This window comes from Rhizobium sp. BK196 (genome assembly GCF_014193255.1).
GTDB lineage: Bacteria > Pseudomonadota > Alphaproteobacteria > Rhizobiales > Rhizobiaceae > Rhizobium.
The window spans coordinates 76,563-102,698 of the sequence record NZ_JACHZB010000003.1 but is presented as its reverse complement, the minus strand read 5'-3'; the positions used below and the strand labels follow the sequence as shown (position 1 = coordinate 102,698).

The window sequence follows — 26,136 nt, the reverse complement described above, 5'->3', positions numbered from 1 at the left end:
TGAAGGAACCGCGCCCCTGCGGTTTTAGAGAACCAGCCTGAACTTCGCGAAGCCCTCGGCACCTTCGCCGGCATCCTCGATCTTCACGCTCTTGACGTCGGCGAGGTACTGTTTGGCTTTCGGGCCGCTTTCGAACACGACGGTCGTGCCGGGCAGGGGCTTGAAGGTCCAGTTGCCATCGGCGGAGGGGTTGATCGTGCCCTGATCATGGACGTAGCGGACGATGACGTCGCGGTTAGTGTCCGGTGCCCGGAAGATCACCTTGTCGGAAGCGATTTCCGGGAAGCTGCCACCGCCGCCAGCACGATAATTGTTGGAAACGACAACGAACTTCTGCGTCGGATCGATCGGTTTGCCCTCGAAGGCCAAGTTCTGGATTCGGTTGGAGTCCGGATTGACGGCCTTGCCCGAGGGATCATATTTCGGCGGCTGCGACAGGTCGATCTGATAGGTCACGCCATCGATCACGTCGAAATTGTAGGACGGGAAGTCATTGTTCAGCAGAAGCGCGTCTTTGGCGCCGGGCTGGATGTGGTTGAACATGCCGGCGGACATTTCAAGCCACTCCTTCACCTGCGCACCGGTAATGGCGACGGCCTGAACCGTATTCGGATAGAGGTAGAGGTCGGCGACATTCTTGATGGCGATATTGCCGGCTGGAACATCCGTATAATAGTCCGCACCGCCGCGGCCACCGGCCTTGAAGGGGGCTGCGGCGGAGAGAACCGGCAAATCTTTGAACTGCGTATCGGCGAGCATCTGCTTGATGTACCAGGTCTGAGCCTGCGAAACGATCTGTACGGAGGGATCGTCGGCGACGAGCGCAAAGTAGGAATAAAGCGGCGTGGAGGTCTTGCCGACAGGCGTGCGGACATAGGCAAGCGTTGCCTCATGCTCTGCCTTGGCGGCCTCGACCACTTCCTTCTTGTCGGTGACGTCAGCAACGACTTTCTTCTTGTCATCGCGATGGTAGATCGGCCGTGCTTCCGAGGTGAAGGCGACGATCTTCCAACTGTTGCCGTCCTTCTCCAGCAGCAGGTCGATCAGGCCGAGATGCGAACCCCAGAAGCCGGCCATGACTGCGGGCTTGCCATGCAGCGTGCCTTTGACCGGATCTGCATTGGCAATGCCATCCCAGGATTTCGGGCCGGGGAAGACCAGATGCTGGTGACCGGTGAAGATCGCGTCGATACCCTCGACGGCTGCCAGATGGAGCGAGGCGTTTTCCATTTTCTCAGACGGGCCTGAGCCATCGATGCCGGAGTGGGAAAGCGCAATGACAATATCGGCGCCGGCTTCCTTCATGACCGGCACCCAGGCCTTGGCGGCCTGAACGATATCGCGCGTCTGCGCCTTGCCTTCGAGGTTCTTGATGTCCCACAGCATGATCTGCGGCGGCACGAAACCAATGAAGCCGATTTTAACAGGGCTTTCATTGCCGGCGCCGTCCTTGATCCGCTTTTCGACGATGATGTAGGGCTTGAAGAACAGATCATCCTGCTTCGGATCGGAGGCGAGCTGGCCCTTGGTCAGGTTGGCGCAGACGAACGGGAAGTTCGCGCCGTTCAGCACCTTGAACATGAAGTCCAGGCCGTAGTTGAATTCGTGGTTCCCGAGCGTGCCGACCGTATAGCCGAGCGTGTTCATCGCCTTGATGACCGGATGCACGTCGCCATCCTTCATCCCATGCTGATAGGCCACGTAATCGCCCATGGGATTGCCCTGCAGCACGTCGCCATTATCGATCAGCAGCGAGTTGACGGCTTCCGCGCGGATCGTGTCGATGATCGTTGCGGTGCGCGACAGGCCCATCGTGTCGTTCGGTTTGTCGGCATAATAGTCGTAGGGGAAGACGTTGACATGAATGTCGGTCGTTTCCATCAGCCGCAGATGCGCCTGGTTGGCCGCAGCTCGCGCACTGAATGGGTGCAGCAGCACCAGAGCGGAAGTGGCGGCAAGACCGCCGAGCAGGGAACGACGGCTCATTGCAGGCACATCGAAAATGGAAGGCATGGAAACACTCCTTTTGACATCATGCATCACCCGGTTCGATGAACTTAGGATGATTGGCAAAGGAGTACATCGCGAAAATGACAGAATGGCAAAGACGATGCCGCCAAAGCGGCACCATGCTGGAGAGCTTTACCGAACGCGTGGCACTTCGCGATGGAAGAAGCGGAAATAGGAGGCAATGAGCGCGCGTGCATTGGAATTGGCGTCGAACTGGATGCCGACGCGACCATTATGTGTCCAACGGATGACGCCTTCGAGCAGGCCGAGATTTTCAGCTTCGATGCGAACCTTGCTGCCCGAAGCCGCATAAAGCGGCGCCTTGACTTCGAGTGCAGCACCCGTAGCGGAAATATCAAGGATGCGGGCATCTACCTGGTTGTTCAGATAACGGATCTTGCCAAAAACGCGGCAACTCCTGCGGTCGGCCTTGCGGGCCGTGATCTTGAGATTGCGTATCATGCTTACCCCGTGACGAATTCGGGAGGAGCATATGCAGCGAAGATTGAAATGCCTTTAGGCGCTTATTTAAAATTGGCGCGAAAGTCTCAATTCGGGACGACGGCCCTCCGCGCCACAACATGTTCGCGCCAAACGGTAAAGATGCCCGCCGCAACTACGATGATCGAACCGGCGATCATGTTCAGCGTCAGCGTCTCCCCGTAGATCAGCACCCCGAGGATCGAAGCGTAGACGAGTTGGATATAGGTGAGCGGCTGCACAGCGGCGGCATCGAGACTGTCATAGGCGCGGATCAGAAAGTAGTGGCTCGAGGTGCCGGTCAGGCAGACGGCCAGCATCCACATCCAGTCCCAGCCCTGAACCGGCGTCCAGTAAAAAGGGCCTGCAAGCGTCATGACGAGAGCCCCGACGACCCCCGTATAGAAAAAACTCGTCATCGCCGAATCCTGCCGGCTCACGTAGCGGGTGGCGATCACGTAAAGCGCGAAGTTGATGCAGGAGACGACGGCAAGAAGCAGGTTCACGTCGAAGAACCCGCCCTCCGGCTTGAGGATCAGCAAGACGCCGCAAAGTCCGACACCGATTGCCGTCCAGCGGCGCCAGCCAACCCTTTCGCCAAGCAGTGGAATGGCAAGCAATGCGACGATGATGGGGGTGGCGGCAAAGATTGCCTGCGAATGCGCCAGCCCGATCAGCGCAAAACAGGTGATTGCCAGCACCACTTGCGCCGCAAGCAGAACACCGCGTGAGATCTGCAGAAAGGGATGTTTCGTGCGGGCGGTGGCGGCGATGCCACCGCGCATTTTCGCGGCCAGAACGACGGTGAACAGGCCGAAGGCCCAATAGCGCACCATCGTCACGAAGATAGGCGAATAGGCTGAACCAAGATGTTTTGAGATCGCGTCCTGCAACGAAAAGATCGTCAGTGCCAGGAGCAGGAAGATATAGCCGTGGGTTTTGGATTTCATGTCTAGCCGTTAAAGCGGGAGATACCCGCTACGCCAAGCTAGGGCAGGTTTCCAAGGGCTTTGCAAGGGCTCAGAGGCCGACATTCGGCCTGTCGATAATTTCGCGCAGCGCAAAACTAGAGTTGATCTTCACCACATGCGGCAACGCCGAAAGCCAGTCGCGGTGGATGCGCTCATAATCTTCCAGATCACGGGCGGCGACCCGTAGGATATAGTCGTACTCACCGGACATCAGGTAGCAGACGAGCACGTTCGGGCAACGTTTCACTGCCGCCTCGAATTCCGACAGCGTCTTGGCGAACTGGCCGGACAGCGAGATGTGCACGATCGCGATCATCTTGTAATCGAGTGCCTTGCGCGAAAGCCGCGCATGATAGCCGCCGATGACACCGCTCTTTTCGAGAATATCGAGCCGTCGCGAACAGGCAGAAGGCGATAGTCCCACCTTGTCGGCGAGCTCTGCATTGGTGATGCGGGCGTTGATTTGCAGCGCCCTCAGAATCGCAAGATCGATACTATCGAGGTCAGACATTCGAAGAACATTCGAAAAATGGACGGTTAGCGCAATAATCGCCGGAACTTTGCTGAAACGCAAATCCTCTTTGCAAGGACATTTCGCGGCCTTGGTGGTTGGATTTGGGGCGAGAAAACGCTCCGCGGAATGCGGACATAAAATGAGAGGAACGCGAATGCGTGTCGGTTGCCCGAAGGAAATCAAGAACCATGAATATCGCGTCGGTTTGACGCCGGCTTCGGTCAGAGAATATGTCGCCCACGGCCATGAAGTCTGGGTGGAAACAAAGGCGGGCGCCGGCATTGGTGCCGATGATGCCGCCTACGTGGCTGCTGGCGCGAAGATCGCCGCCTCTGCCAAGGATATCTTCGAAAAGTGTGACATGATCGTCAAAGTCAAGGAGCCGCAGCCCCCGGAATGGGCGCAGCTTCGCGACGGTCAGCTTCTTTACACCTATCTGCATCTCGCGCCCGATCCGGAACAGACCAAGGGTCTGCTCGCCTCCGGCGTGACGGCAATCGCCTATGAGACCGTGACGGACGATCGCGGCGGCTTGCCGCTCCTGGCACCGATGTCCGAAGTCGCCGGCCGTCTGTCGATCCAGGCCGGCGCAACCGCGTTGCAGAAGGCCAATGGCGGCCTCGGCATCCTGCTCGGTGGCGTGCCCGGCGTTCTCCCGGCAAAGGTCGCGATCATCGGCGGCGGCGTCGTCGGCCTGCACGCGGCCAAGATGGCTGCCGGTCTCGGCGCCGATGTCAGCATCCTCGACAAGTCGCTGCCGCGCCTGCGCCAGCTCGACGACATTTTTAACGGCCGTATCCACACGCGCTATTCCAGCATTCAGGCACTGGAGGAAGAAGTCTTCTCCGCCGATCTCGTCATCGGCGCGGTGCTGATTCCGGGTGCTGCCGCACCGAAGCTCGTCACCCGCGAAATGCTCTCTGGCATGAAGAAGGGCTCCGTGATCGTCGACGTCGCGATCGACCAGGGCGGCTGCTTCGAGACCTCGCATGCAACGACCCATTCCGAGCCGACCTATGTCGTCGACGGCGTCGTGCATTATTGCGTCGCCAACATGCCGGGCGCCGTTCCCGTCACGTCAGCTCACGCACTGAACAACGCAACGCTCGTCCATGGTCTGGCGCTTGCCGATCGAGGCTTGCGCGCCATTGCCGAAGACAAGCACCTGCGCAACGGCCTCAACGTCCACAGGGGTCGCATCACCAACAAGCCGGTCGCTGACGCGCTTGGGTATGAAGTTGTGGCGACGGAAAGTGCGTTGAACGTAGCGTAAACCAGCTGACTCAAGGTCAGATGAAGGCGCCGGCTTCCGCAAGGGCCGGCGCTTTTACTTTGTCGACCCGACACTGGTAGCAATTGTTACGCGCCGAGCGCACATGCACATAAGCGATATCGGACCGAGCGAGCAGTTCCTCCGCATAGGCCGGAATCTTGTTGATCGCCGTCACCGCGCCAGTGCCATAAACGATCCTGTCGTTCTCACTGTAACCTCGCACAATGAAGTCGCGGCTCGTGGTCAGGACGGGAGGTAGGATTTCGTCAGCGGAATAGCGTTGGCAGGGCTGTTTGTGCAGAAAGATCGGGCCGGTTTCCGCATAAGGCTGCAGCTCCGGAAAAGGCCGGTAGGCGAAGACGAAAAGCTCTTCGCCGTTGTCGATATTCCTCAGGCAATGCCGGCAGGGATAACCCTCGCCATCGGAAACAAGCGTTTCCGGCAAACGATCATAGGCGTCGCGTCCGCCATTCCAGAGTGCTTCCGCTTCTGCTGTGGGTACGGCGGAAAATTGAATGCTGTTCATGGCAAATCTCCTCGTGAGCTTTGCCATAGTGTCTGCGCTTCAAGCCGTCTAAACCACCCGATTCTTGCCTGAACCGACGGAGCTCGGGACCAGCGCAATCAGCCTCTTCTGGCTAGCTCCAGCAATTCCTTGTCGCTCAGCGGACGAACAATCCCGGTTCCCGTAGAGACGGGTGAGAAGCCGAACATCTGATAGAGCTGTAATGCCCGCGGATGGTCGAGGTTATTGGTCGTCGTCGTGACCTTCTTCGGGTTCAGCGTCCAGATAGCGTAGAGAGCCTGAAGCAGGAACCATTTGCCGATGCCAAGGCCGAGCGCGTGCTCGATGAGCCCGAAATGGGAAAGCTCGATCGTATCTTCGTCCTCGCAAAGATATTCGTAGAAGCCGGCCGGCGCACCGTTGACGTAGAGTACGCTGATATTGTTGCGCTTGTCATGCAGCGCTGCCGTAAGCTCCTCGTCACTCATCCTCAACCGATCGACCCACTGCCAGCGCGCGCCGACCTGACGGTAGAGATAGCGATAGAAGGCCAAGGGAATACCAGGCGCGCGCATGATTGCCGTCTGGATGTTGACGGGCACTGGCAGGCTTGCCTTCGGCGGCGCAACCATTTCAAGCCGCGTGATATGGGCCTTGAGCGAGGCGGGCGTCTTTCCCATGGGCATCAAGCTTTGACCGGTTCCGGCGGACCGGTGACGACGGGCGTATCCTCACGGCTGCCCCATTCGCTCCAGGAGCCGTCATAGAGCTTGTTGTCGGTATGCCCCAGCGATTCCAGCGCCAGCGTGATGATGGCAGCGGTAATGCCCGATCCGCAGGAGGTGACAACCGGCTTGGAGAGGTCGATACCGGCATCCTCGATCGTCTGCTTCAGTTCCGGCAGCGATTTGAAGCGGCCTTGATTGGCAAAGACGCCTGATGGCAGACTGCGGGCGCCGGGCATATGGCCGGAGCGCATGCCGGCACGCGGTTCTGGCTCGGTTGCTGCGAAACGGCCCGCGCTGCGAGCATCGGCGATCTGGAGCGCAGCGCTGGAAACGATATCGCGCATTTGCTCGAGATGGACGACGCGGCTCGCATCATAATTCGTCTTGAAGGTGGCTGGAGCATAGTGCGGCACTTCCGTTTCGAGCGGCCGTCCCTCAGCCTTCCAGCCGTCCAACCCGCCATCGAGCACGAAGACGTTCTTGGCGCCCATCACCCGGAACAGCCACCAGACGCGCGGCGAGGCGAACATGCCGATACCGTCATAGACCACGATCCGGTCGTTCTCGCCGATACCGAGCTTGCCGACTTCCGCGGCGAAATAATCGGGCGAGGGGATCGTGTGCGGCAGGTTCGTCGAGTGGTCGGCGATCTTGTCTTGATCGAAACGGATGGCGCCCGGAATATGACCGGCGGCATATTCCGCATCGGCGTCACGCTTCTGGGCCGGAAGATAGAAGGATGCGTCGAGCACGCGCAGATCGGGCTTGCCGAGTTCAGCTTGCAGCCAGTCGGCCGCGACGACGAAACGGCTCTTGGTCTCGCTCATAATGATCTCCCCAGATATCAAGCTTGTTCGCCGGGTGTGCCGAAGCGAATACGGAAGCGCCGGTTTTCTTTGCCTTTCTTCTCGATCTTGGCAATGTGAATCTGGCCGACTTCCTGTGTTTCCGAAACATGCGTGCCGCCGCAGGGCTGACTGTCGACAGCAGAATTCTCACCGATGCAGACGAGGCTGACACGGCCGAGGCCGATAGGCGGGCGCACGTTCTTCGATTTGACGATGCCGGGATTGGCAGCAAGCTCCTCGTCCGTAATCCACTGAACATAGACCGGATGGTTCTGGTTGACGAGGTCCATCAACTTCGCCGTCACTTCGTCCTTGTCAATCGTGTCAGTCATGTCGAAATCGACGCGGCTTTCATCCTCGCCAACGGCAGCGCCGGTGATCGGATAGGAGCAGACGACGGAGAGGAGATGGCAAGCTGTATGCATGCGCATCAACCTGTAGCGGCGCGGCCAGTCGATGTGCAACACCAGCTTTTCGCCGGTCTCCGGTCGCGGCTGGCCTTCCAGCGGCACATGAATGACAATGTCCTTGGTGGCGCCATGCTTTGTCTGGCCAAGTTCTATCCTGGAGCCATCGATACGTTCGAAGAAGCCGGTGTCGCCCGGTTGCCCGCCTGATGTCGCGTAGAAGCAGGTTTGGTCCAGTTCAATGCCCCCGTCTTCATGAACGGCCGTGACGACTGCTTCGCATGTAGAAAGATAGAAATCGTCACGGTAGAGGGCATTGACTGGCATTGTTTTCACGCAGCGGGTTCGTAGGGTATTTTGATATCCGTCGAGCCAACCATCCAGGCGGGAATGGGAAGGCCCTTGGATGACAGGAAATCCGGGTTGAAGAGTTTGGACTGATAGCGGTTGCCATAGTCGCAGAGGATTGTCACGACCGTGTGGCCAGGGCCGAGATTCCTGGCGAGGCGAACCGCACCGGCAATATTGATTGCCGTGGAGCCGCCCAAGCAAAGTCCCTCATGCTCGACCAGATCGAAGAGGTAGGGAAGCGCCTCGACATCGGTGATGTGATAAGAGAAATCAGGCGTGAAGCCTTCGAGATTGGCAGTAATGCGCCCCTGGCCGATACCTTCCGTGATCGATGAGCCCTCGGACTTCAACGTGCCGTTCGCGTAGAATTCGTAGAGTGCGGCACCTTCAGGGTCGGCTATGCCAATCTTGATGTCCTTGTTGAAGCCTCGGAGACCTGCCGCAACGCCAGCAAGCGTGCCGCCGGAGCCGACCGAGCAGATGAAGCCGTCGATCTTGCCGTCGGTATCCTTCCAGATCTCGGGCGCGGTCGTTTCGATATGCGCCTGGCGGTTCGCGACATTGTCGAACTGGTTCGCCCAGATCGCCCCGTTCGGCTCGCTCTTGGCAAGCTGCTCGGCAAGGCGGCCGGAAACCTTCACATAATTGTTTGGGTTCTTGTATGGGACGGCCGGAACTTCGACGAGCTCGGCGCCGAGCAGGCGCAGCGCATCCTTCTTTTCCTGGCTCTGCGTTTCCGGAATGACGATGACGGTGCGGTAACCGAGCGCCTTGGCGACGAGCGTCAGGCCGATGCCGGTATTACCCGCCGTGCCCTCGACAATGACGCCGCCGGGCTTCAGCAGCCCCTTCTTCTCGGCATCGCGGATGATGTAGAGCGCCGCTCGGTCCTTCACCGATTGCCCGGGATTGAGGAATTCGGCCTTGCCGAGAATGGTGCAGCCGGTCGCCTCGGAAACACCCTTGAGCTTGATGAGGGGCGTGTGGCCGATAGCCTCGATGACGGAGGGGTGGAAGGTCATGGAATCTGCCTCGTTTCAGCATAGTTTAGGAACGGTCTTTTCCCTTCACAAGGCGGCATTGGCAAGAAATCCTATTCCATGCCTTTTAAGCCGACGACAAAATTAGTCTTCCGTTTCCGGCGTTTCGCTCAGTTGCGGTGGCGCCGGCGCCTTCCATGCTTCAAAGCGGTGGCGGATATCCTGCATCGCCTATGCTGCTTCGGGCGGGCCTATCGCGCTGACCGGCTCCTTCCGGGCAGGTCGTGGGTAACCTCATCGGCTGAAAGCAGCCACAATGCTGTGATAGAGCCATTATCCCGGGAGAGACGAGGAGCTTCCGGGCCTGCATTCGCATTAAATCGGCAGACCGGAGGAAGTGTCATGCGTAATTTCATTGCCCGCCCGGAACATGGTGTTGTCTGGATTTCCGGTGCGAGTTCCGGAACAGGCCGGGCGCTTGCGCTGAAACTCGCAGGCGAGGGATACAAGGTCGCCGTCACTGCCCGCAATCACGATAAGCTGGTGGAATTGCAGGTCGAGGCGGCTGGATTGTCTGGCAGCATTATCGTGCTCGATGGCGATGTGACCGATGCCGAAGACATGGAACATATCATGGCCTCGATCGAATATGAGCATGGTGCGCTCGCCATGGCGATCCTGTGTGCAAGCGTCTATCAGCCCGTCCACGGCGAGGATTTGAACCGGGCCGATTTCGAGAAGACTTTTGCCGTCAACCTGTCAGGCGTCGTCAACTGCCTGCTGCCGGCGATCCGCCACATGAAGGCGAAGGGGCAGGGGCAGATTGCCGTCGTTTCCTCAGTGACGGGCTACACGGGATTGCCGACCAGCGCCGCTTACGGCGCGACCAAGGCTGCCCTGATCAACATGGCCGAAAGCCTGAAATTCGATCTCGACAAGATTGGCATCCGCATCCAGCTCATCAATCCGGGCTTCGTCGATACGCCGGCACGCAAAGATACTTTTCCCGTGCAGGCACTGGTTTCGCCCGAGGCGGCGGCAGAGCGTATTGCGGCGGGCCTCAAGTCGCAGGCTTTCGAGATTACCTTCCCGAAGCGCTTCACCTATATGCTGAAGTTCCTCCGGATCTTGCCCTACGGTCTCTATTTCGCGCTCGTGAACCGCGTCACCGGTTGGCGTGAGCGGCCCGTTGATGACAGTCACCGATCGGCGACACCGCATCCGGCCGAGTAGTCAGCGGTGCGAAAAGACCACCTGCCGCACATCGATGTTGTAGGCGCGGAAGCCTGCCTCGTAATAGAACAGATAGAGTTACCCTGCCAATGGCTGCCCATTGTCTTGCCTGAGGGTCTGTTATGCAGGTACGGGGCAATCATCGGTTTCATAAAATACACATGAAAAAGGCCGGTCGAGCCGGCCTCTCTCAATCATCTTTGCCGGTCAGTTGTCGTATTCCCGGCAGGCTTCGCTGATCGAAGCGCCGCTTTGGCCGCCGCGTGTATCAACACCCGTGTTCTGCTGCGGCATTCCGGGGCAATCGATGGCCTGACCGCCGATGCTCTGCGTCGTCATCGGATCTACCGGGCCAACGGGAACCGGATGAATGCCATTATCGTCATTCGTATAGTCTGACGAATAGTTACCCGAGCCCGGGTCCGTAGAGCCGCCATTGGTTGGGCCGATGCTATCGGGATTGGACTGAGCAAATGCCGACGAAGCCATGCCGATGGCAAGCAACGAAGCGGCGATAAGGGATTTACGCATGGGAGCTATCCTCCTTCGATTTTCATCTTCGGTGACCCTTTCCTAACCCCCGAGAAAACTCCTGGTTCCAAATTAGGCTTCAGAATTTAAGCGGGGTGGTTGAGACAATCACGCACGTACGCATATCCTGCCAGCTGCCGACTATATCGCTGAGCAGCAGTTTCTGATGCCGGCGATGGATTTTTCCTGCTTTCTAGGAAGTTTTGGAGCTTCATTTCTTTAGTCCATAAATTTTATGGATAATTCTGACGAAGATGCGTCGCACCAGTTTGCTGCGCATACGCCAGGAGATAGCAATGACAAAAATCCTGATCGTGCCGGGTCTGTTCGGTTCCGACGAGGGGCATTGGCAGCACTATTGGCTTGATGATGTGCCACAGAGTCGGATGGTCTGCCAGGACGACTGGAACCACGCTCGTCTGGACCGCTGGATGGAGCGGCTGGAACAGGCGCTGCTGGAGGCGGGGGAAGCCTATATCGTTGCCCATAGCCTCGGCTGCATTCTGACGGCGAGGCTCGCTGACCGGCCAATGGCCCGGCGGGTCAAGGGAGCGCTTCTGATCGCCCCTTGCGATTTGCCGGCCACGGAAAGGCTGCATTCCGGTTCGCTCGCTTTCGGCCCCATGCCGACAAACCCGCTTCCCTTTCCGAGCCTCACCGTCGGCAGCCTCGACGACAAATATATGTCGCTCGACCGTTTGAGCTTCTACACTCGTCTCTGGAAAACCGAGGTTCGCAACATAGGCCTCGCGGGCCATATCAATATCGCCAGCGGTTTCGGCCGTTGGACCGGCGGCTATGCGCTGTTTGATGTGGTCAAAGGCAAGGCGAAGGCAAAGAGACCGCAAATATCCACGCTTGCCGCGACCACCGCATCGGCGTGACGCTTTATCGGGCATGCGCAAGAAACGGGTTGAACTTAAGCTTCCGCGGTACGATTCTAATAGCCAACGGAATGCGAGGCTTCACGATGGCTCAGAAAGTGCATCAATACCTGATCTTCGAAACCGCCGGCGGTTTTTGCGGCATTGCCTGGAGCGATGCCGGCGTGACGCGGTTCCAGCTGCCGACGAAGAGCGCGGATTCGACAGAACGCTTGTTGCTGCGCCGTTTGCCGGTTGCCGAACCTGGCAAGCCGACGCCGCAGATTCTGGACGCCGTCGCCGCGGTAAAACGCTATTTCGAAGGGGAGGAAGTCGACTTCTCCAGCATCGCCGTTGACCTTGATGGCCAGGATGCGTTCTTCCGCGATATCTATGCTGCCGCGCGCCGCGTCAGTTGGGGTCGCACGACGACCTACGGCACGCTGGCGAAGGAGCTTGGCGCAGGGCCGGAGGCAGCGCGCGATGTCGGCCAGGCCATGGCGAAAAACCCCGTCGCGCTCATCATTCCCTGCCATCGCGTGCTGGCGGCAGGTGGAAAGATCGGCGGCTTTTCGGCGCCCGGCGGTTCGACCTCCAAGCTTCGCATGCTGGAACTCGAGGGCGTTCATGTCGGCCCGCCGCCACCTGCCCAGCAGTCTCTCGATTTTTGAGGACGAACCGCGAGCAAGTGGTTGGAATGTGCCTAAAACCCTCGCTATAAATCTCTGTCTATAGCGAGGTTTTTCATGAAGAAGATTTTCAACCCGCCATCCGTCCGCCGTCCCTTCGGAAATTACAATCACGGTCTGCTCATACCGCCGGACGCATCCTTGCTTGTCACGTCAGGTCAGCTCGGCATCGGCCTCGATGAAAAGATTCCTGAGGATGTGACGGCCCAGGCCGAGCTCTGCTTCGAAGCGATCAAGGCGATCCTCGCCGAGGCCGAGATGAGCTTTGCTGATGTCATCCGCATTTCCGGCTTCGTGACGAAGCGGGAAGACTTCCCGGCCTATATGGTGGTGCGCGACCGCTTCACGCTCGACCCGAAACCGGTTTCGACGCTCATCATCATCAACGGCTTTACCCGGCCGGAATTCCTGGTGGAAGTGGAAGTAACGGCGGCGAAGGTTTTCTGAGATTTGATCGCAAGCTCCGCGGCGATGACGACGGGGCGGCTTAACGGCGTGGCGGCAACGTATTGGGCGGTGCGCGCATGCTGGCCAGTATCGGCGTCGAAGAGATCGACGACCATGCGGGTGCGCCCCTTAAGTGTAACGATGCAAGCCGCCCTTAGAATCGCTCCATCGCGTCCTTCACTTTCGCCAGGAACGCTGCCCGTGTCTCCGGGGTGCAGTTGTTCATGTCGTAATGGGCGAGAAAGGTAACCGGCTTGAACGGGTCGATCTGCGCCCGCAAGACACGCTTCACGATCTTCTTCGGCGGATTGCCGGCAACGAAGGCGCGGAAAGGTGTCGCGCCATAGGTCAGCACCGCCCCAAGCTTCTTGATATGCCGCAGGCGGGATTCGACCTTGCCGTTCACGAGCGCGAAGGAAACCCCGGGAAGCCAGACCCGGTCGAAATAACCTTTCAGGATCGCCGGGAAGCCGAAATTCCAGACCGGTGTGCAGATGACCAGCGCCTCTGCCTGCTTCAGCCTGTCGACATAGGGTTTCACCAGCGAAGTATTGTCGGGATAGTCGTGGTAGACGAGCCGATCATGTTGCGACAGGACGGGATCGAAATTCTCCGCATAGAGATCGCAGGCATCCACATCGTGCCCGGCCTTGGCGAGGCTCTCCAGGGTTTGTCTGTAGAGCGCTTTGCCATAGCTTTCCTCGACCGGGTGCGAGTGGAGGACGAGAACCCTCATGAAGCCTCCATGACGGCGGCAAGGCCCGGGAAAAGGTAGTTCTTGCCGGCATCGAAATCGAAATTGGGATTCTCCCAGGCGATCATCTTGCCAGGATTGAGCAGTCCCTTCGGGTCGGTCTCATGTTTGAAGGCGAGCTGCACCTTGTCAGTACGCTTCATGCCGCCCTCTTCGAGCGTATAGCGGTGCGGGTTGAAGATAGGGCAGCCATGATCCTGATGGATCTTGATGATCTCTTCCAGCCGCTCCTCTGTCGTATAGCGTACTAGCGGCAGGCCCGAGCACTGGATCTGTCCGTCGAACTTGATGAATTCGAGATGACCCGGCACCTCATCGCCGAAAATCTCCACCATCTTCTTCACCTTGGCGACATGGTCCGGCCCAGGATACTGCACCTGAAGATAGGTGAAATTCGGATCGACCTTGAGCGCCCGCAGCGTCGTATGGTTCCACGCAAGCTCGTAGGCATGCGGAATGCCGCGCATGCTCTCGACCTTGTCGGAGCGGAACATGATCTCGCCTTTCTGCGCCGTCGTGAAGGCAAGGAAAGCATCCATGGAATGCGGCGCGATCATCAGCACGACGATCGACTGGCCCTGGCGGATATAGGGCTTGTGACGGGTGAAATATTCACGCGGGATGGGTGCGGCGATCGGGGCGATTTCCTTGACGAGAATGCCATTGCACTTCGCCAGCGCATCGGAAAAGCGCACCGCATCCATGAAGTCATCGTAGCCGACCAGCACATCCACCCAGTCATAAGCGGGTGCGAGCGGCATCTCGATTTCCGTGATGATGCCGTTGGTGCCGTAGGCATGGCTGACCTTCTGCAGATCCCAGCCGGTCAGGTCGAGCACGCGCGGCTCCGCCTCCATGGTCACGACACGCAGGCGCAGGATATTGCCGAGGTCGCGCAGTCCCCCCCAGGTGATCGAACCGACACCGCCGGAACCGCCCGCGATAAAACCGCCGACAGTCGCCGTTTGGGCGGTCGAGGGATGGAAGCGCAACTCCTGGCCGGAATGCGCCTTGGTCTGCTTGTCGAGCTGGGCGATCACGATGCCGGGTTCGCAGATGACGCGACCGGGATGGATTTCCTTGATCTTGTCCATGGCGGCGAGGTTGAGCACGATACCGCCTGAGAGCGGCATGGCCTGGCCGTAATTGCCAGTACCGGCGCCGCGCGGCGTGACGGGCACCCCATGGGCGAAAGCGACCTTCAGCGTCTGGATGACTTCAGCTTCATTCTTCGGCGTGACGACGATATCGGCCGTCACATTATCGAGCTGCGCCTTCAGGATCGGCGAATACCAGTAGAAGTCCCGGCTCTTCTGGCGAACGAGCGCCGGATTGTCCTCGATCGCGATACCTTCGAGTTCTTGTCTGATCTTCTGATAATCGGCCATGTTAGGCTCCAACGACGCTATCGAGTTCACGGTAATCCGGCAGGCTGCGGTCGATCACCTTGCCGCGACGAAGCACGACGCGGTCAGACTGCGGACGGGAAAGGAATTCGCTCCAGCGCCTGGCGCTGAAGAGCACGAGATCCGCAGGACTGCCGACGGCAATGCGGCTCATCTGCGGCCTGCCGGCAATCTTGGCCGGTGACGTCGTGACGACGCGTGCCGCGGTGTCGAGCGGATGATCGAGATGCAGGATGCGCACTGCCTCACGAAACACTTCGACCGGATCGAGATCGCCATAGGCGTAGAAGGGGTCGCGTGTATTGTCGGAGGAGACGGCCGTCTCGACACCGGCAGCCGCCAGTTCCTTGAACAGAGTGACGCCGCGCCAGCGCGGTGTGCGGCCGGGATAGCGATCCTGCAGGTACATGTTGCACATCGGCAGCGAGATGACCGAAACCCTGGCCTTTTGAACCAGTTCGACCGTCCGTTGCGCGGTATCGTCATCCTGCCGCGCCAGCGAGCAGCAATGGCCTGCCGTCACCTTGCCTTCGAACCGGTTGCGCAGAACGGCTTCGGCGATCGCCTTCAATGTTTCTGCGCCAGGGTCGTCGGTCTCGTCGACATGCAGATCGACATCGAGGCCGTTCTCCGCCGCCGCGCGCAAAAGCGTATCGAGCTGCCAGTCGAGTGCTGGTCCCATCTTGGTGACACCGCCAAGCAGCCCACCCTTGTCCTTTACGACAGCAACGAGATCAGCGAAAAAAGCCTCGTCGACCATGTTGTCCAGCGGGAAGAGAGCGACCGCCTGCAAGGCAATCTTGTCTCTCCATTCCTCCCGGATCTCGGCAAAGACCTCGAAGGAGATACGGTGCTGGGGTGCCAGCGAATCCAGATGCGTGCGGATAAGCCCAGTGCCGTGCGCATAGGCTGAACGCAGCGAAAATTCCATGCGCTTGCGCACATCCGCCGCCGACCAGTTTGCCTCGCGGTCCCGGCCGACCGCCTCTAGCGCACCCATGAAGGTTCCGTCGGGGTTGGGCTTGCGCGGCCAGATATGGCCCTTGTCCAGATGTGTATGGATATCGGCAAAGCAAGGCCACACCATGCCTTCCCGCATGTCTGACTTGGCAAATTCGGCCGGTGCTGTTCCGGAGGGCAGGATTGCCGAGATGAGACCATCGGCAATCACGATATCCGCCTTGACAAGGCCTTCATTGGCCGGAGCCGAGAAGCCGCTGGTGGCGACAGCGGGAAGTGTTGCGTTGGCGAGCACGAAACGGCCCGCATTCGGGGGGGACATGAAGGAATAGGTCATCAATTTTCCCGCTTCAGGCTGCTCTCATGCCAGCGATGCAGACTGAGCCATGAAATGAAGGAGGTAATGGCGAAAATCGCGACGCCGAGCATGGACAGCATGAAGAGCGCGGCAAAAAGGCGGGGAATGTTCATGCGATATTGCGATTCCAGCAGACGGAAGGCGAGGCCGGAACCGGCACCCGCCGAACCTGCGGCGAATTCGGCAACCACGGCGGCAATCAGCGCTAGGCCGCCGCCGATGCGAAGCCCGGTCATGAAATAGGGCTGGGCGGCCGGGATCTTCAGATAGATCAGCGTCTGCCAGCGCGAGGCGCCGTAGAGTTCGAAGAGGTTGATGAGATTATGATCGACGCTCTTCAGGCCTTGCACCATGTTCGACAGGATCGGGAAGAAGGCGACGAGGAAGGCGCAGATCAGAAGTGCCACCTGAGTTGACGGCGCATAGATCAGGATCAGCGGCGAGATCGCTACGATTGGGGTCACCTGCAGGATGACCGCGAGTGGATAGAAGGCGATTTCGATCCAGCGCGATTGCACCAGGAAGATCGCAAAGCCGACGCCGCCGATCAGCGCCAGTATCAGTGAGATGAACGTGATCTGGGTCGTGACCCAGAGGGCAGGGGCAAGTGTCCCCCAGTCGTTGATGAAAGCCGCAGCGACTGCGCCGGGACCAGGCAGGATGTAAGGCGGAACGCCCGAGAGCACCACATAAAGCTCCCAGATGACGATGAGTACGCCGATGACCAGGAAGGGCACGACAATGCGTAGCGCCAGATCGCGCCTGTTGGCATTGACCGGATTGGGAAGGGGCAGGGGTGCGACTTCGGTCGCTTCGATACTATCGACGCTCATCAGTGTTCCTCCGCCCCGCCAATGGCCTCGATCAGCGAACGTGACGCTGTTTCACAGGCTTGCCGGTATTCTTCCGAAGTTCGGTAATGCGAATCCCGTTCCAGACTGGTCGTCAGCGGAAAGTCCGCATGGACGCGGCCCGGCCGTGCCTTCATCACCACGATGCGGTTGGAAAGATAGGCGGACTCGAAGACGGAGTGCGTCACGAAGATCACCGTAATGCCCGTCGCTTTCCACAGCCGCAGGACGTCGTCATTGAGCTTCTGGCGCGTGATTTCGTCGAGCGCTGCAAAGGGCTCATCCATCAGCAGCAGTTTCGGTTTGGTCACCAAGGCGCGGGCGATCGACACACGCATCTTCATGCCGCCCGAGAGCTCACGCGGATAGGCATTGGCGAAGTCCTGCAGGCCGACGGTTGCGAGCGCTTCCGTGATCCGACTGCTTGCTTCCGCCTGGGACACGCCGCGCAGCTTCAGCGGCAGGTAGACATTGCCGAAAACCGTCTTCCAGGGCATCAGCGTCGGCTCCTGGAAGACGAAGCCGATATCGCCTTCCGGCAGGCCCTTCGAATTGATGCGCGAACTCGGCCAGTCGATCTTGCCCGACGTGGCGTCGCCAAGACCGGCGATGATGCGTAACGCCGTTGATTTACCGCAGCCGGAGGGGCCGAGAAGGCTGATGAATTCGCCGCTTTCGACCGTCAGCGACATGCCCGACAGCGCGACCGTGCCGCTGGAAAAGACCTTCGAGACCGACTGCATGACGACCAGCGGCCGCTTGCGTGTTTCCTTCGAAGGTGCCGCCTTGGTTTCGGCTAGGGACATTCTCTCGCTCTTTTATCGAAGGGGATGCGGCCCGCCGCCGAAAGGCGGCGGGTCTGCCTGGGAGGCTTATTTCTTCAGAGACATGCCGGTACCCTTGCAGACGAACTTCGTCGTAAAGGCCTTGGTGTAGTCGGTCTCAGGCTTGAAGACCTTGATCGCCACCATTTCATCGAAGAACTTCTTGTAGTGAGCGTCGGTAATGCAGCCGATGCCCTTGTCCAGACCTTCGCCGGATTCGATGATGCCGTATTCCTTCATCTTGGCGATCGAATAAGCGATCTGGCCATCCGTCATTTCCGGATTGTCCTTCTTGATCAGCGCATTGGCCTTGCTGTTGTCGCCGTAGAGATAGTTGTACCATCCCTCGATCGAGGCATCGACGAAACGCTGCACGACTTCAGGCTTGGCATCGACCATCTGCTGGGTCGTGGTGATCATCGTCGAATAGGGCGAATAGCCGTTGTCGGCGAGCAGGAAGACCTTCGGCTCCCAGCCGGTCTGCTTCTGGATCTCGTAAGGTTCCGAAGTCAGGTAGCCCTGCTGGGCGGATTGTTTGTCGGCAAGAAACGGGCCTGGGTTGAAATTGTAGGGCTTGTACTGCTCGTCCTTGAAGCCTGGAAAATTTGCCTTCATCCACTCGAAATAAGTGAGGTAGCCATCCTTGCTGAGGAAAAGGGTCTTCAGCTTCGCAAGATCCCCGAACTTGTCGACGCCGACGTCAGGATGAGCGATCAGGATCTGCGGGTCTTTCTGAAAGATCGCGGCGACATCGACGAGCGGAATGCCCTGCTCAACGGCGGAGATTTCGCCCTGCGGCCCGCCCATATAGAAGTCGATCTTGCCGGAGATCAGCAGCGCGTTGTTGGCGGCATTCGGCCCGCCCTGCACGATGGAAACGTCAAGGCCATATTTTGCATAGGTTCCGTCGGCGACCGCCTGATAGAAGCCGCCATGCTCGGCCTGTGCGAGCCAGTTGGTGCCATAGCTGACCTTGTCGAGCGCATAGCCGGGCGCAGTGGCGGCAAGCATGCTGCCAAGCCCCAGAACTGCAGAAAATACTGATGTTTTCAATCTGTTGGACATGACGGCGTTCCCCTTCTGGTGCCTTGGAAGCTCGTTTCCGGCCTCCGATTTTCTTCATTTGAGCGATTGCTTCGCTCTTTGAAAAGCATCAAAATTCGTGCGCAATGATGCCTTTTTGGCATCTCACCTGATGTCTGTGCCTAATTTGGGCGCTGTGCTTAAAAACGATGCAATGAGGTCTCGATGCTGCACTCCAGAAAGCTTCTGTACATCAACGAGATCGCCCGCACCGGCTCGATCCGGAAGGCTGCCGCGCGTCTCAACGTCGCTTCTTCGGCGATCAACCGGCAGATACTGGCACTCGAAGAGGAAATGGGCGCACCGCTCTTCGAGCGCCTGCCGCGCGGCCTCCGTCTGACGGCCGCGGGCGAACTCTGCATCGAGCATATTCGCGAGGTTCTGAAGAATTACGAGCGGTTGGAGGGGCGCATCAGGAGCCTGAAAATGCAGCAGGCCGGGAAGGTGCGGCTGGTAACGACGGTCGGCCTCGCCGCTGGGCCGTTGCCGGAAATCATCGCTCGGTTCCAGTCGGAGCATCCACGCGTTTTCATCCACCTGCGCAACGATGCCGGCACGATGACGGTCAATCCGGTGCTGTCAGGTGAGGTGGATATCGGCCTCGGCTTCAATATCCCAGCCACGCCCGGCATCCGCACGCTCGGCAATTTCGATATCCCGATCGGTGTCATCCTGCCGCCCGGCCATCCCCTGATCGGACCCGGACCGATCAGCCTTGCCGATGTCGTACAGGAGCGGCTGGTGCTTGCGCAGCAGGGCACCAGCCTGCGCGAAGTCATCAACCTCGCAATGGCGAGGCTCGATATCCCTGTCGAGCCGGTTCTGGAGACAAACGCTTCGGAAATGCTGAAGAAACTGGTCAAATGCGGGGCAGGGCTCTCGATGCTGAACCCGCTCGATGTCATCACCGAATGCCGCCAGGGCGAGCTGGTTTTTCGCCCGATTGCCGAGCCGCACAGCCGCCATCAGCCGATGAAACTCTTCGCCCGCGCCCGTGCGCCGCTCGATTCAGCCACCAGCCTCTTCGTCGAATACTTGCTAGCCGAGCTTGCCGGCCTCGTGCAGGAACTGCAAGCCAAGGGACACATCCCGCTTGAGCGGCCTGTCGTCGCCTGACTATTGCGAATAAAGATTGGAGAGCGGATAGCGCTTCAGGTCATGAAGTAGCTCGATAAAACCCTTCACCTGATGGCGGCAGATTGCCTCGCCCTTTTCGGCCGTACCCTTTGAGGCGTCGCCGACAACGCCGTTCGGATTGAGATCGTGGGCGATCCAGGCCAGCGAATGCGGTGGCAGCGGCTGGATATACTGCGATTGCTCGCGCATCCATTCGGCCTTCGAAACGAAATTCTCAGCCTTCTCCATCCGCACCAGTTCCGGCCGGAAATGCAGCATCAGCGATGTCTCCACCTCGCCGCCATGAATGCCGTAACGTGTCTCGTGCTCGCTGATCATACCGTCAGGATTGCCGAACCGTCCCCATTGGGTGGAAATCACGGCCATCTGGTAACGCACGCGCAGCTCACGGGCGACGATGCTCATGATATCGACATTGCCGCCATGCGAATTGACGATAACGAGCTTGCACACACCAGCCTCCGCCACCTTCGCGCCGATCGCCGTCCAGACGAGGATCAGCAGCTCGGCGCCGAGGGAAAGCGTGCCTGGACCGTAGACGTGCTCATTCGCCTTGCCGATTTCCTGGGTCGGCAGGACGAGGATATCGAGGTCGTCGGGCCGTTGCCGGCGCAGTTCCGCCAGCATGCCGTTGGCGATCGCCACATCGGTTGCTATGGGCAGATGCGGTCCGTGTTGCTCTGTCGAAGCGATCGGCAGGATAGCAATGGTCGTGTCGGCAGAGAGAGCGGCAAAATCATAAGTGTTCAGTTCATTCCAGTAGAATGGTGTTGCCATTGCTGCTTCCCTCGTTGTCATTCTTCGATAGTGAGTAGGGAATAACGCGACATGCGAAAAGCATCGATTTGCGCGCGTGCCGCTGCCTTTTTGCGCGCATAATATCTTAGTCCGATGTCAGGCCATCTTTGCGCACTGGAAATAAATATTCCGCCGTTGCCTCTTTCGGGGAAGGCTTTGGTTTGACCGCGCTTGGCTCAGGTCTGTAGATAGTCATCAGCACGCAGAAACGCCTGCGAGTGTCCAGATTTAACGATCCGCAATTGGAGGGCCGACCATGAGTCTACGTATCAACGATATTGCTCCCGATTTCACCGCCGACACCACCCAGGGGCCGGTTCAGTTCCATGACTGGATCGGCAACGGCTGGGCGGTTCTCTTCTCCCATCCGAAGAATTTCACACCGGTCTGCACGACCGAGCTCGGCACCATGGCTGGCCTCGAAGGGGAGTTCAAGAAGCGCGGCGTCAAGATCATCGGCATTTCCGTCGATCCGGTCGAAAGCCACGGCAAGTGGAAGAACGACATCAAGACGGCAACCGGCTTTGACGTCGAATATCCGCTGATCGGCGACAAGGACCTCAAAGTCGCCAAGCTCTATGACATGCTGCCGGCCGGTGCCGGTGAAAGTTCCGAAGGCCGCACGCCCGCAGACAACGCCACCGTGCGCTCGGTCTTCGTCATCGGCCCGGACAAGAAGATCAAGCTGATCCTGACCTACCCGATGACGACGGGCCGCAATTTCAACGAGATCCTGCGCGCCATCGATTCCATCCAGCTCACCGCCAAGCACCAGGTCGCGACGCCGGCCAACTGGAACCAGGGCGACGACGTCATCATCACCGCGGCCGTCTCCAATGAAGACGCGATCGCCCGCTTCGGCTCCTTCGACACGGTTCTGCCTTATCTGAGAAAGACCAAGCAGCCGTCTGCCTGATCTGCCGGCTTGGTGATCGATTCAAAAGACGCTCCGGTGTCCGGGGCGTCTTTCTTTTCTAGCTTGCTGAACACGTCGAATTTACGCAGGTCGCTTTCGGCGATGCCACCAGACTGCAAAGCGGCGGCGCCATCTGCGCGCGACCGGAAGATCGTGAGAAAGGACGAGGAAGCCGAGCGGCAGCATCCAGAAGCCGAGAATTGGCAGAAAGCCGAGAATGCCACCGAAGATAAGCAATGCGCCGGTTGCCATTCTTGCGATGCGAGAGCGCGGCATTGGGATCCGCAACGAGCCAAGAACCAGCTTGCCGTCCTTGTGATCAATACCGAAACGCTTTTCTCCGGCCTTATTCGGTCTATTTTTCTTTTCAGTCATCCACAAGAGATGGGCGCAAGCGACGCAAATACAAGCTGATTTCATTTTTTTGAAAAAACCGCTTGGCAAATCGGGAAAGCATTTGTATTACCCCGCTCACGCCGCGGCCAAGCGGTGATCCCTGGTAGCTCAGCGGTAGAGCATTCGACTGTTAATCGACAGGTCGCCGGTTCGAATCCGGCCCGGGGAGCCAGTTTTAGAGAAGCGCCTGTTTTCGTTGAGAATTCCGAAGCAGGCGCTTTCTTCTCCACATTTGAAACGCGTTTTCTGCGGTTCGACTCCGGTGAATAACCATACTGGCGAAACGATTTGCCCCGAGTTGATAGCTCGATGGACGCGCCCGGCGTGCGCCGTTGTGAAGCAACGCGCACCGGCCGCGGGCAACGGTCTACGCGCTGCCCACTGGCCTGCCGTGTCTACGCGGCAGGATGCAATTCCAATTCATGGCACTTTCCCGAAATAGCCGGCGGACATGTTCTCACGCCTCTTTCGCACTTGAGGAAGCCGGGCACCGAGGCGGGGCAAGTCGCTGGATCTGCCGTAGGTTCTACTCGCCTCCTTCATCCGCAACGCACGCTCGCCGCCATTCGATCCGCACTGGAATCGGCCGGCGTCGAATTCTTTGAAGACGCGCGGTGATGGCGTAGTGAAGCTGCGCTATCAGCATTAGTCGCGCCACCTGCCCTCAGCTAAGGCGGAACTAATAAGTCCGGAGCTGGTTACTTCAGACACTCGTCTCTAGCGGAGGCTACGATGTGGGCTATCTTGATGGGTGCCGCTCTTATAATTGGCGGACTGCTTTTTTTCTTCTCATCGGCGCTTCGTCGAAAATCGAGTGATCCGCATCAAATGCCCCAAGGCGGCAGCACGCTGGAACCACGGCACCAGGGCATCAGGTTTCTCGGAGTATCCCAAAACTGGCAAGCCCTTACCATTATCGCGGTAGGCGTACTTCTCTTGGCTTTTGGTGCATATTTATGACGCTGAACAGCAGTTGACCGTACCAACTTGTCTTAATAGCTTCCAACTGCGGCCTACCAAACCGCACACCACCATACTGGCATTGCCAAATCGACGTTCTCAATGTGGGCCGCCACCCACAAGATGCCGCAGGCCATTCCCGAACCAGAAAGAGGGCAAGCGCGCTATAGACGCGAAGCTGGACGAGATCAGCGGGCTCACACGATATGCGCCCGGTTCGGCTAACTCAGGCGAAGTTATAAACCTTGGATTTTTTGCCGTCTTCTTCTTCGCAATTACGCTTGGTACGCTAGCGGAGCTTAGCGTCGCAACACGACGCGAAGCTCCGATGGGCCGTAGCACCTCTATTGAGGCGAAACGGCGGGCTTCTCGCCAGAGGCTGGAGCAATCGTTCCCGACTTGGCGATCTCCGACAGGTGAATTGGCAGCTCGCCATTTTCCTCAAGGGCCGTTGCCGTAATCACGAGTGCGCCGATGAAAAATATCAGCAGCTTCACCGTGTGAGAGCTGAGGCTGGCTTTCTGCCACCAGCCGGCCTGGATACGCGAAGGCTCCAGATAATATTTATAGTAAAATTCCGGATCGCTGGTTTCGATGAGGTTGTCGTAAATATGCGGCAGCACCCCGGCATGCCGGACTGCACGACCGCCGGCGAATTTGGCATGAAGGCCCTGGGTCTCCGGATCGTAGGATACAGCGCGGATCTGCTTCGAATTCAAAGGCACCCAATTCATTTCTGCTCCTATCTCTCCCTCCCGGACAGAGGATGGAACGCCGACGCCGGAAGTCAAGTTAAGATTTTTTTAATATTATTCTCGTCTAATTTCCATATTATCTAATATAATAAAAGTCGAGGAGCCGCCGCCGTTATAGATGAGGCCTATCGGATAAGTATAGGTGACAGGCTAAAGGCCTGCTGAGTTCCCCTATTGCGCGATTTGGAGCGCGTGGAGGCCCGCTTGGGCAGCTGTTAGCCTAATTGTTGTTCAAGTAGGGCTCCCTTTCTTGGCGGAGCGAGCTTTTTATCTTCAGGCGCGGGGCGGATGTCTCGCCGCCTTCCGCAGCCGGATCGACGCTTGTTCTGTACGAACCAGATGTGGCCAGAGTTTGAAATTGCAGGAAATGTTTTTGGAAAGCCCTCTTGCGATTTCCTTACGATCATTCTAAACGCTCGCCACGGCTAGCATGACAGCCCGTGAGGCCTCGTGGCGGAGTGGTGACGCAGAGGACTGCAAATCCTTGTACCCCGGTTCAATTCCGGGCGAGGCCTCCAAATTTCTCACCGACATGGAAATCCGATCCGCCTCATAAATGAGCGGCATCGATTCCGCGTGTCGCATCACCAGATGCGGGAAACCGAGCTGAAATCGAACTGCGCCGGCTTGATGCCGGTCAGGGAATAAAGCGCCCGCAATCCGCCGTTGCGCAGCCCCGCCAGATAGTCGACATCATCAACAGCCATTTCGTTCTCTATCCTCGCATCGGCGCCGAGCAGCCGCTGCAGCGCCTGCGCCGAGATGCGTGTGAAATTGCAGATGGTGCCGTTCTTGAATTTCACAAGCAGTAACCGCGCTTCCGGATTGTAATGAAGCGTTTCGATGTCTGGCGATTGGATGGCGAATGTTTGCATGCGGCCAAACTAGCGGAAGCCGCGGCTGGTGCAACAGTATGGTTGATATAGAGTTAATGGCGCAATCGACTGTACCGGCTTGATCCAACTGGACGCGGAAATCTATTTCTCCGGCGCGCCGAGTAAGTCGCCAGAAAACTTTTACTGGGAGAGTACGATCTGTTCAGTTCGTTTCGCGGTCCAGCAGCCCGCAGCAGAATATGCCGACGAGTGCTGCGCCGATGAAAAAGTCGAACAGCGTAAAATATTCCAGAATGGCAGACATGGCCTGCTCCTCCTCATTTCCTCCGGTTGGCACAGTATCACGAAATCGCAATTCGCTCCACGCGGAAGTTGCAGCTATCGTTTTCACCTGTTGCATGCGGAGAGGGGTTTCCGGGATTCTTCAAACGGGTCTCCGGCAAGCCTTGAAAGCATCCGTGCCGGAGATTAAGAGACGGAAGACAGAACCGCTTTCATCGGCGAGAGGATATGATGGATTTCGAAGCAGCACGCGCAAAGATGGTCGACAACCAGATCCGCACCACGGACGTTACCTCGCATTCCGTGCTGACGGCCTTCCTCACCGTCCCGCGCGAAGTATTCGTGCCGGAGAGGGCGAAGGTTCTGGCTTATATCGACAATGATATCGAAATTGCTCCGGCAACCGCTGGCAATCCGGCCCGTTTCCTCATGGAAGCGTCGCCGCTCGCCAAGTTGCTGCAGCTTGCTGCAGTCACCAAGGATGATGCCGTTCTCGAAGTCGGCGCCGGCACGGGGTATGCCTCCGCGCTGCTATCGCTGATTGGCGGCTCCGTCGTGGCGCTCGAATCGGACGAAACCCTTGCTGCAGAAGCCAAGGCAAATCTCGCCGGGTACGCAAATGTGCAGGTGGCGACCGGCCCGCTTGAGAAGGGCAATGCCGCCGGCGCTCCCTATGATCTGATCTTCATCAACGGTTCGGTGGAAGAGGTTCCTGCGGCACTTCTCGTCCAGCTGCGGGATGGCGGTCGTCTCGTTGCCGTTCAGGGTTATGGCAATGCTGCCCGCGCGAAGGTCTTCGTCAGCGAGCGCGGCGCTGTTTCCGAAAACGTCTTCTTCAATGCTTCGGTCAAGCCTCTGCCTGGTTTCGCCAAGGCTCGCGAATTCGTGTTCTAAGGCGGTTTCAGTGCTGTTTTTTGAGCGGGCGCCATGGGCGCCCGTTTTAGTTTTCGGCTGTCTTAAAAGCCTTCACAGACTTCGCTTACACTTGGG

The 26,136-nt window shown here is 58.5% G+C and carries 28 protein-coding genes, 2 tRNA genes and 1 pseudogene; 11 read left to right on the top strand and 20 right to left on the bottom strand.

Going from position 1 to position 26,136, the window contains the following annotated elements; translation table 11 throughout:
• Positions 1-24: 24 nt before the first annotated feature.
• The 4 genes and pseudogenes from FHT78_RS11620 to FHT78_RS11605 form a co-directional block, all read right to left on the bottom strand.
• Positions 25-2,013, bottom strand: a complete 1,989-nt coding sequence (locus tag FHT78_RS11620) for a bifunctional 2',3'-cyclic-nucleotide 2'-phosphodiesterase/3'-nucleotidase (RefSeq protein WP_183743690.1) — start codon at positions 2,011-2,013, stop codon at positions 25-27.
• 144 nt (positions 2,014-2,157) lie between these two features.
• A pseudogene (locus FHT78_RS11615) lies at positions 2,158-2,472 on the bottom strand (PilZ domain-containing protein); the annotation flags it as partial.
• An 86-nt stretch (positions 2,473-2,558) separates the two neighbouring features.
• A complete protein-coding gene (locus FHT78_RS11610) occupies positions 2,559-3,440 on the bottom strand; it encodes a DMT family transporter (protein ID WP_183743688.1) in 882 nt (293 codons plus the stop codon).
• Between the two features lie 70 nt (positions 3,441-3,510).
• On the bottom strand, positions 3,511-3,972 hold the full coding sequence (locus FHT78_RS11605; protein ID WP_183743686.1) for an Lrp/AsnC family transcriptional regulator: 462 nt from the start codon (positions 3,970-3,972) through the stop codon (positions 3,511-3,513).
• A gap of 157 nt (positions 3,973-4,129) precedes the next feature.
• Here FHT78_RS11605 and ald point away from each other — a divergent pair, with 157 nt between their 5' ends.
• Positions 4,130-5,248: an alanine dehydrogenase gene (ald, locus tag FHT78_RS11600; protein WP_183743684.1), complete on the top strand. Its 1,119-nt coding sequence runs from the start codon at positions 4,130-4,132 to the stop codon at positions 5,246-5,248.
• 16 nt (positions 5,249-5,264) lie between these two features.
• On the opposite strand, the gene FHT78_RS11595 is transcribed toward ald, so the two are convergent.
• The 5 genes from FHT78_RS11595 to FHT78_RS11575 form a co-directional block, all read right to left on the bottom strand.
• The gene (locus FHT78_RS11595) at positions 5,265-5,774 is read right to left on the bottom strand and encodes a DUF1203 domain-containing protein (RefSeq protein WP_183743682.1); all 510 of its coding nucleotides are present in this window, start codon (positions 5,772-5,774) and stop codon (positions 5,265-5,267) included.
• 98 nt (positions 5,775-5,872) lie between these two features.
• A complete protein-coding gene (locus FHT78_RS11590) occupies positions 5,873-6,433 on the bottom strand; it encodes a GNAT family N-acetyltransferase (protein ID WP_183743680.1) in 561 nt (186 codons plus the stop codon).
• 5 nt (positions 6,434-6,438) lie between these two features.
• On the bottom strand, positions 6,439-7,308 hold the full coding sequence (gene sseA / locus FHT78_RS11585) for a 3-mercaptopyruvate sulfurtransferase (protein WP_183743678.1): 870 nt from the start codon (positions 7,306-7,308) through the stop codon (positions 6,439-6,441).
• 17 nt (positions 7,309-7,325) lie between these two features.
• Complete coding sequence (locus FHT78_RS11580; RefSeq protein ID WP_183745319.1) at positions 7,326-8,063, bottom strand: alanyl-tRNA editing protein; 738 nt, start codon at positions 8,061-8,063, stop codon at positions 7,326-7,328.
• A gap of 5 nt (positions 8,064-8,068) precedes the next feature.
• Positions 8,069-9,109, bottom strand: coding sequence for a cysteine synthase A (locus tag FHT78_RS11575; RefSeq protein WP_183743676.1), 1,041 nt, complete (start codon positions 9,107-9,109; stop codon positions 8,069-8,071).
• Between the two features lie 360 nt (positions 9,110-9,469).
• Here FHT78_RS11575 and FHT78_RS11570 point away from each other — a divergent pair, with 360 nt between their 5' ends.
• Positions 9,470-10,300, top strand: coding sequence for an SDR family NAD(P)-dependent oxidoreductase (locus tag FHT78_RS11570; RefSeq protein WP_183743675.1), 831 nt, complete (start codon positions 9,470-9,472; stop codon positions 10,298-10,300).
• A 207-nt stretch (positions 10,301-10,507) separates the two neighbouring features.
• Here the strand turns inward: FHT78_RS11570 and FHT78_RS11565 are convergent, their stop codons facing one another.
• Complete coding sequence (locus FHT78_RS11565; RefSeq protein ID WP_183743674.1) at positions 10,508-10,831, bottom strand: hypothetical protein; 324 nt, start codon at positions 10,829-10,831, stop codon at positions 10,508-10,510.
• Positions 10,832-11,127: 296 nt separating this feature from the next.
• Here FHT78_RS11565 and FHT78_RS11560 point away from each other — a divergent pair, with 296 nt between their 5' ends.
• The 3 genes from FHT78_RS11560 (at position 11,128) to FHT78_RS11550 (ending at position 12,830) form a co-directional block, all read left to right on the top strand.
• Positions 11,128-11,715, top strand: coding sequence for an alpha/beta hydrolase (locus FHT78_RS11560; RefSeq protein WP_183743673.1), 588 nt, complete (start codon positions 11,128-11,130; stop codon positions 11,713-11,715).
• A gap of 86 nt (positions 11,716-11,801) precedes the next feature.
• On the top strand, positions 11,802-12,365 hold the full coding sequence (locus FHT78_RS11555) for a methylated-DNA--[protein]-cysteine S-methyltransferase (RefSeq protein ID WP_183743672.1): 564 nt from the start codon (positions 11,802-11,804) through the stop codon (positions 12,363-12,365).
• Positions 12,366-12,440: 75 nt separating this feature from the next.
• Complete coding sequence (locus FHT78_RS11550) at positions 12,441-12,830, top strand: RidA family protein (protein ID WP_183743671.1); 390 nt, start codon at positions 12,441-12,443, stop codon at positions 12,828-12,830.
• Between the two features lie 154 nt (positions 12,831-12,984).
• Here FHT78_RS11550 and FHT78_RS11545 read toward each other — a convergent pair whose 3' ends face one another.
• The 6 genes from FHT78_RS11545 to FHT78_RS11520 form a co-directional block, all read right to left on the bottom strand.
• Positions 12,985-13,566: an NAD(P)H-dependent oxidoreductase gene (locus FHT78_RS11545; RefSeq protein ID WP_183743670.1), complete on the bottom strand. Its 582-nt coding sequence runs from the start codon at positions 13,564-13,566 to the stop codon at positions 12,985-12,987.
• Positions 13,563-14,972 carry an FAD-binding oxidoreductase gene (locus FHT78_RS11540; RefSeq protein WP_183743669.1) on the bottom strand — a complete coding sequence of 470 codons (1,410 nt, stop codon included), beginning with the start codon at positions 14,970-14,972 and terminating at the stop codon, positions 13,563-13,565. Before FHT78_RS11540 ends, FHT78_RS11545 begins: the two co-directional genes overlap by 4 nt.
• A gap of 1 nt (position 14,973) precedes the next feature.
• Entirely contained in the window at positions 14,974-16,287 is a 1,314-nt protein-coding gene (locus FHT78_RS11535) for a cytosine deaminase (protein ID WP_183743667.1), read from the bottom strand.
• Positions 16,287-17,141 (bottom strand): ABC transporter permease, encoded by an 855-nt coding sequence (locus tag FHT78_RS11530; RefSeq protein ID WP_183743665.1) that lies wholly within the window; start codon positions 17,139-17,141, stop codon positions 16,287-16,289. Before FHT78_RS11530 ends, FHT78_RS11535 begins: the two co-directional genes overlap by 1 nt.
• A complete protein-coding gene (locus FHT78_RS11525) occupies positions 17,141-17,965 on the bottom strand; it encodes an ABC transporter ATP-binding protein (RefSeq protein ID WP_183743663.1) in 825 nt (274 codons plus the stop codon). The genes FHT78_RS11530 and FHT78_RS11525 overlap by 1 nt, the downstream gene beginning before the upstream one ends.
• 66 nt (positions 17,966-18,031) lie before the next feature.
• Positions 18,032-19,048: an ABC transporter substrate-binding protein gene (locus tag FHT78_RS11520; RefSeq protein WP_183743661.1), complete on the bottom strand. Its 1,017-nt coding sequence runs from the start codon at positions 19,046-19,048 to the stop codon at positions 18,032-18,034.
• Positions 19,049-19,231: 183 nt separating this feature from the next.
• Between FHT78_RS11520 and FHT78_RS11515 the strand changes: the two genes are divergently transcribed.
• Positions 19,232-20,182 carry a LysR family transcriptional regulator gene (locus FHT78_RS11515; RefSeq protein WP_183743659.1) on the top strand — a complete coding sequence of 317 codons (951 nt, stop codon included), beginning with the start codon at positions 19,232-19,234 and terminating at the stop codon, positions 20,180-20,182.
• Here the strand turns inward: FHT78_RS11515 and FHT78_RS11510 are convergent, their stop codons facing one another.
• Positions 20,183-20,980, bottom strand: a complete 798-nt coding sequence (locus FHT78_RS11510; protein WP_183743657.1) for a creatininase family protein — start codon at positions 20,978-20,980, stop codon at positions 20,183-20,185.
• Between the two features lie 277 nt (positions 20,981-21,257).
• On the opposite strand from FHT78_RS11510, the gene FHT78_RS11505 reads away from it, so the two are divergent.
• Positions 21,258-21,917, top strand: coding sequence for a peroxiredoxin (locus tag FHT78_RS11505; RefSeq protein WP_007815641.1), 660 nt, complete (start codon positions 21,258-21,260; stop codon positions 21,915-21,917).
• 81 nt (positions 21,918-21,998) lie between these two features.
• On the opposite strand, the gene FHT78_RS29335 is transcribed toward FHT78_RS11505, so the two are convergent.
• Positions 21,999-22,292: a hypothetical protein gene (locus FHT78_RS29335; protein WP_246715293.1), complete on the bottom strand. Its 294-nt coding sequence runs from the start codon at positions 22,290-22,292 to the stop codon at positions 21,999-22,001.
• A gap of 118 nt (positions 22,293-22,410) precedes the next feature.
• Between FHT78_RS29335 and FHT78_RS11495 the strand changes: the two genes are divergently transcribed.
• Positions 22,411-22,485 (top strand) — tRNA-Asn (locus FHT78_RS11495).
• Between the two features lie 560 nt (positions 22,486-23,045).
• Positions 23,046-23,273, top strand: a complete 228-nt coding sequence (locus tag FHT78_RS29330; RefSeq protein WP_246715260.1) for a hypothetical protein — start codon at positions 23,046-23,048, stop codon at positions 23,271-23,273.
• A 344-nt stretch (positions 23,274-23,617) separates the two neighbouring features.
• On the opposite strand, the gene FHT78_RS11490 is transcribed toward FHT78_RS29330, so the two are convergent.
• A complete protein-coding gene (locus FHT78_RS11490) occupies positions 23,618-24,007 on the bottom strand; it encodes a KTSC domain-containing protein (RefSeq protein ID WP_183743653.1) in 390 nt (129 codons plus the stop codon).
• A gap of 465 nt (positions 24,008-24,472) precedes the next feature.
• On the opposite strand from FHT78_RS11490, the gene FHT78_RS11485 reads away from it, so the two are divergent.
• Positions 24,473-24,546: transfer RNA gene (locus FHT78_RS11485), tRNA-Cys, on the top strand.
• Between the two features lie 66 nt (positions 24,547-24,612).
• On the opposite strand, the gene FHT78_RS11480 is transcribed toward FHT78_RS11485, so the two are convergent.
• Positions 24,613-24,831 (bottom strand): hypothetical protein, encoded by a 219-nt coding sequence (locus FHT78_RS11480; RefSeq protein ID WP_348644730.1) that lies wholly within the window; start codon positions 24,829-24,831, stop codon positions 24,613-24,615.
• Positions 24,832-25,374: 543 nt separating this feature from the next.
• Here FHT78_RS11480 and FHT78_RS11475 point away from each other — a divergent pair.
• Positions 25,375-26,040, top strand: a complete 666-nt coding sequence (locus FHT78_RS11475) for a protein-L-isoaspartate O-methyltransferase (protein ID WP_183743649.1) — start codon at positions 25,375-25,377, stop codon at positions 26,038-26,040.
• Positions 26,041-26,136 lie beyond the last annotated feature (96 nt).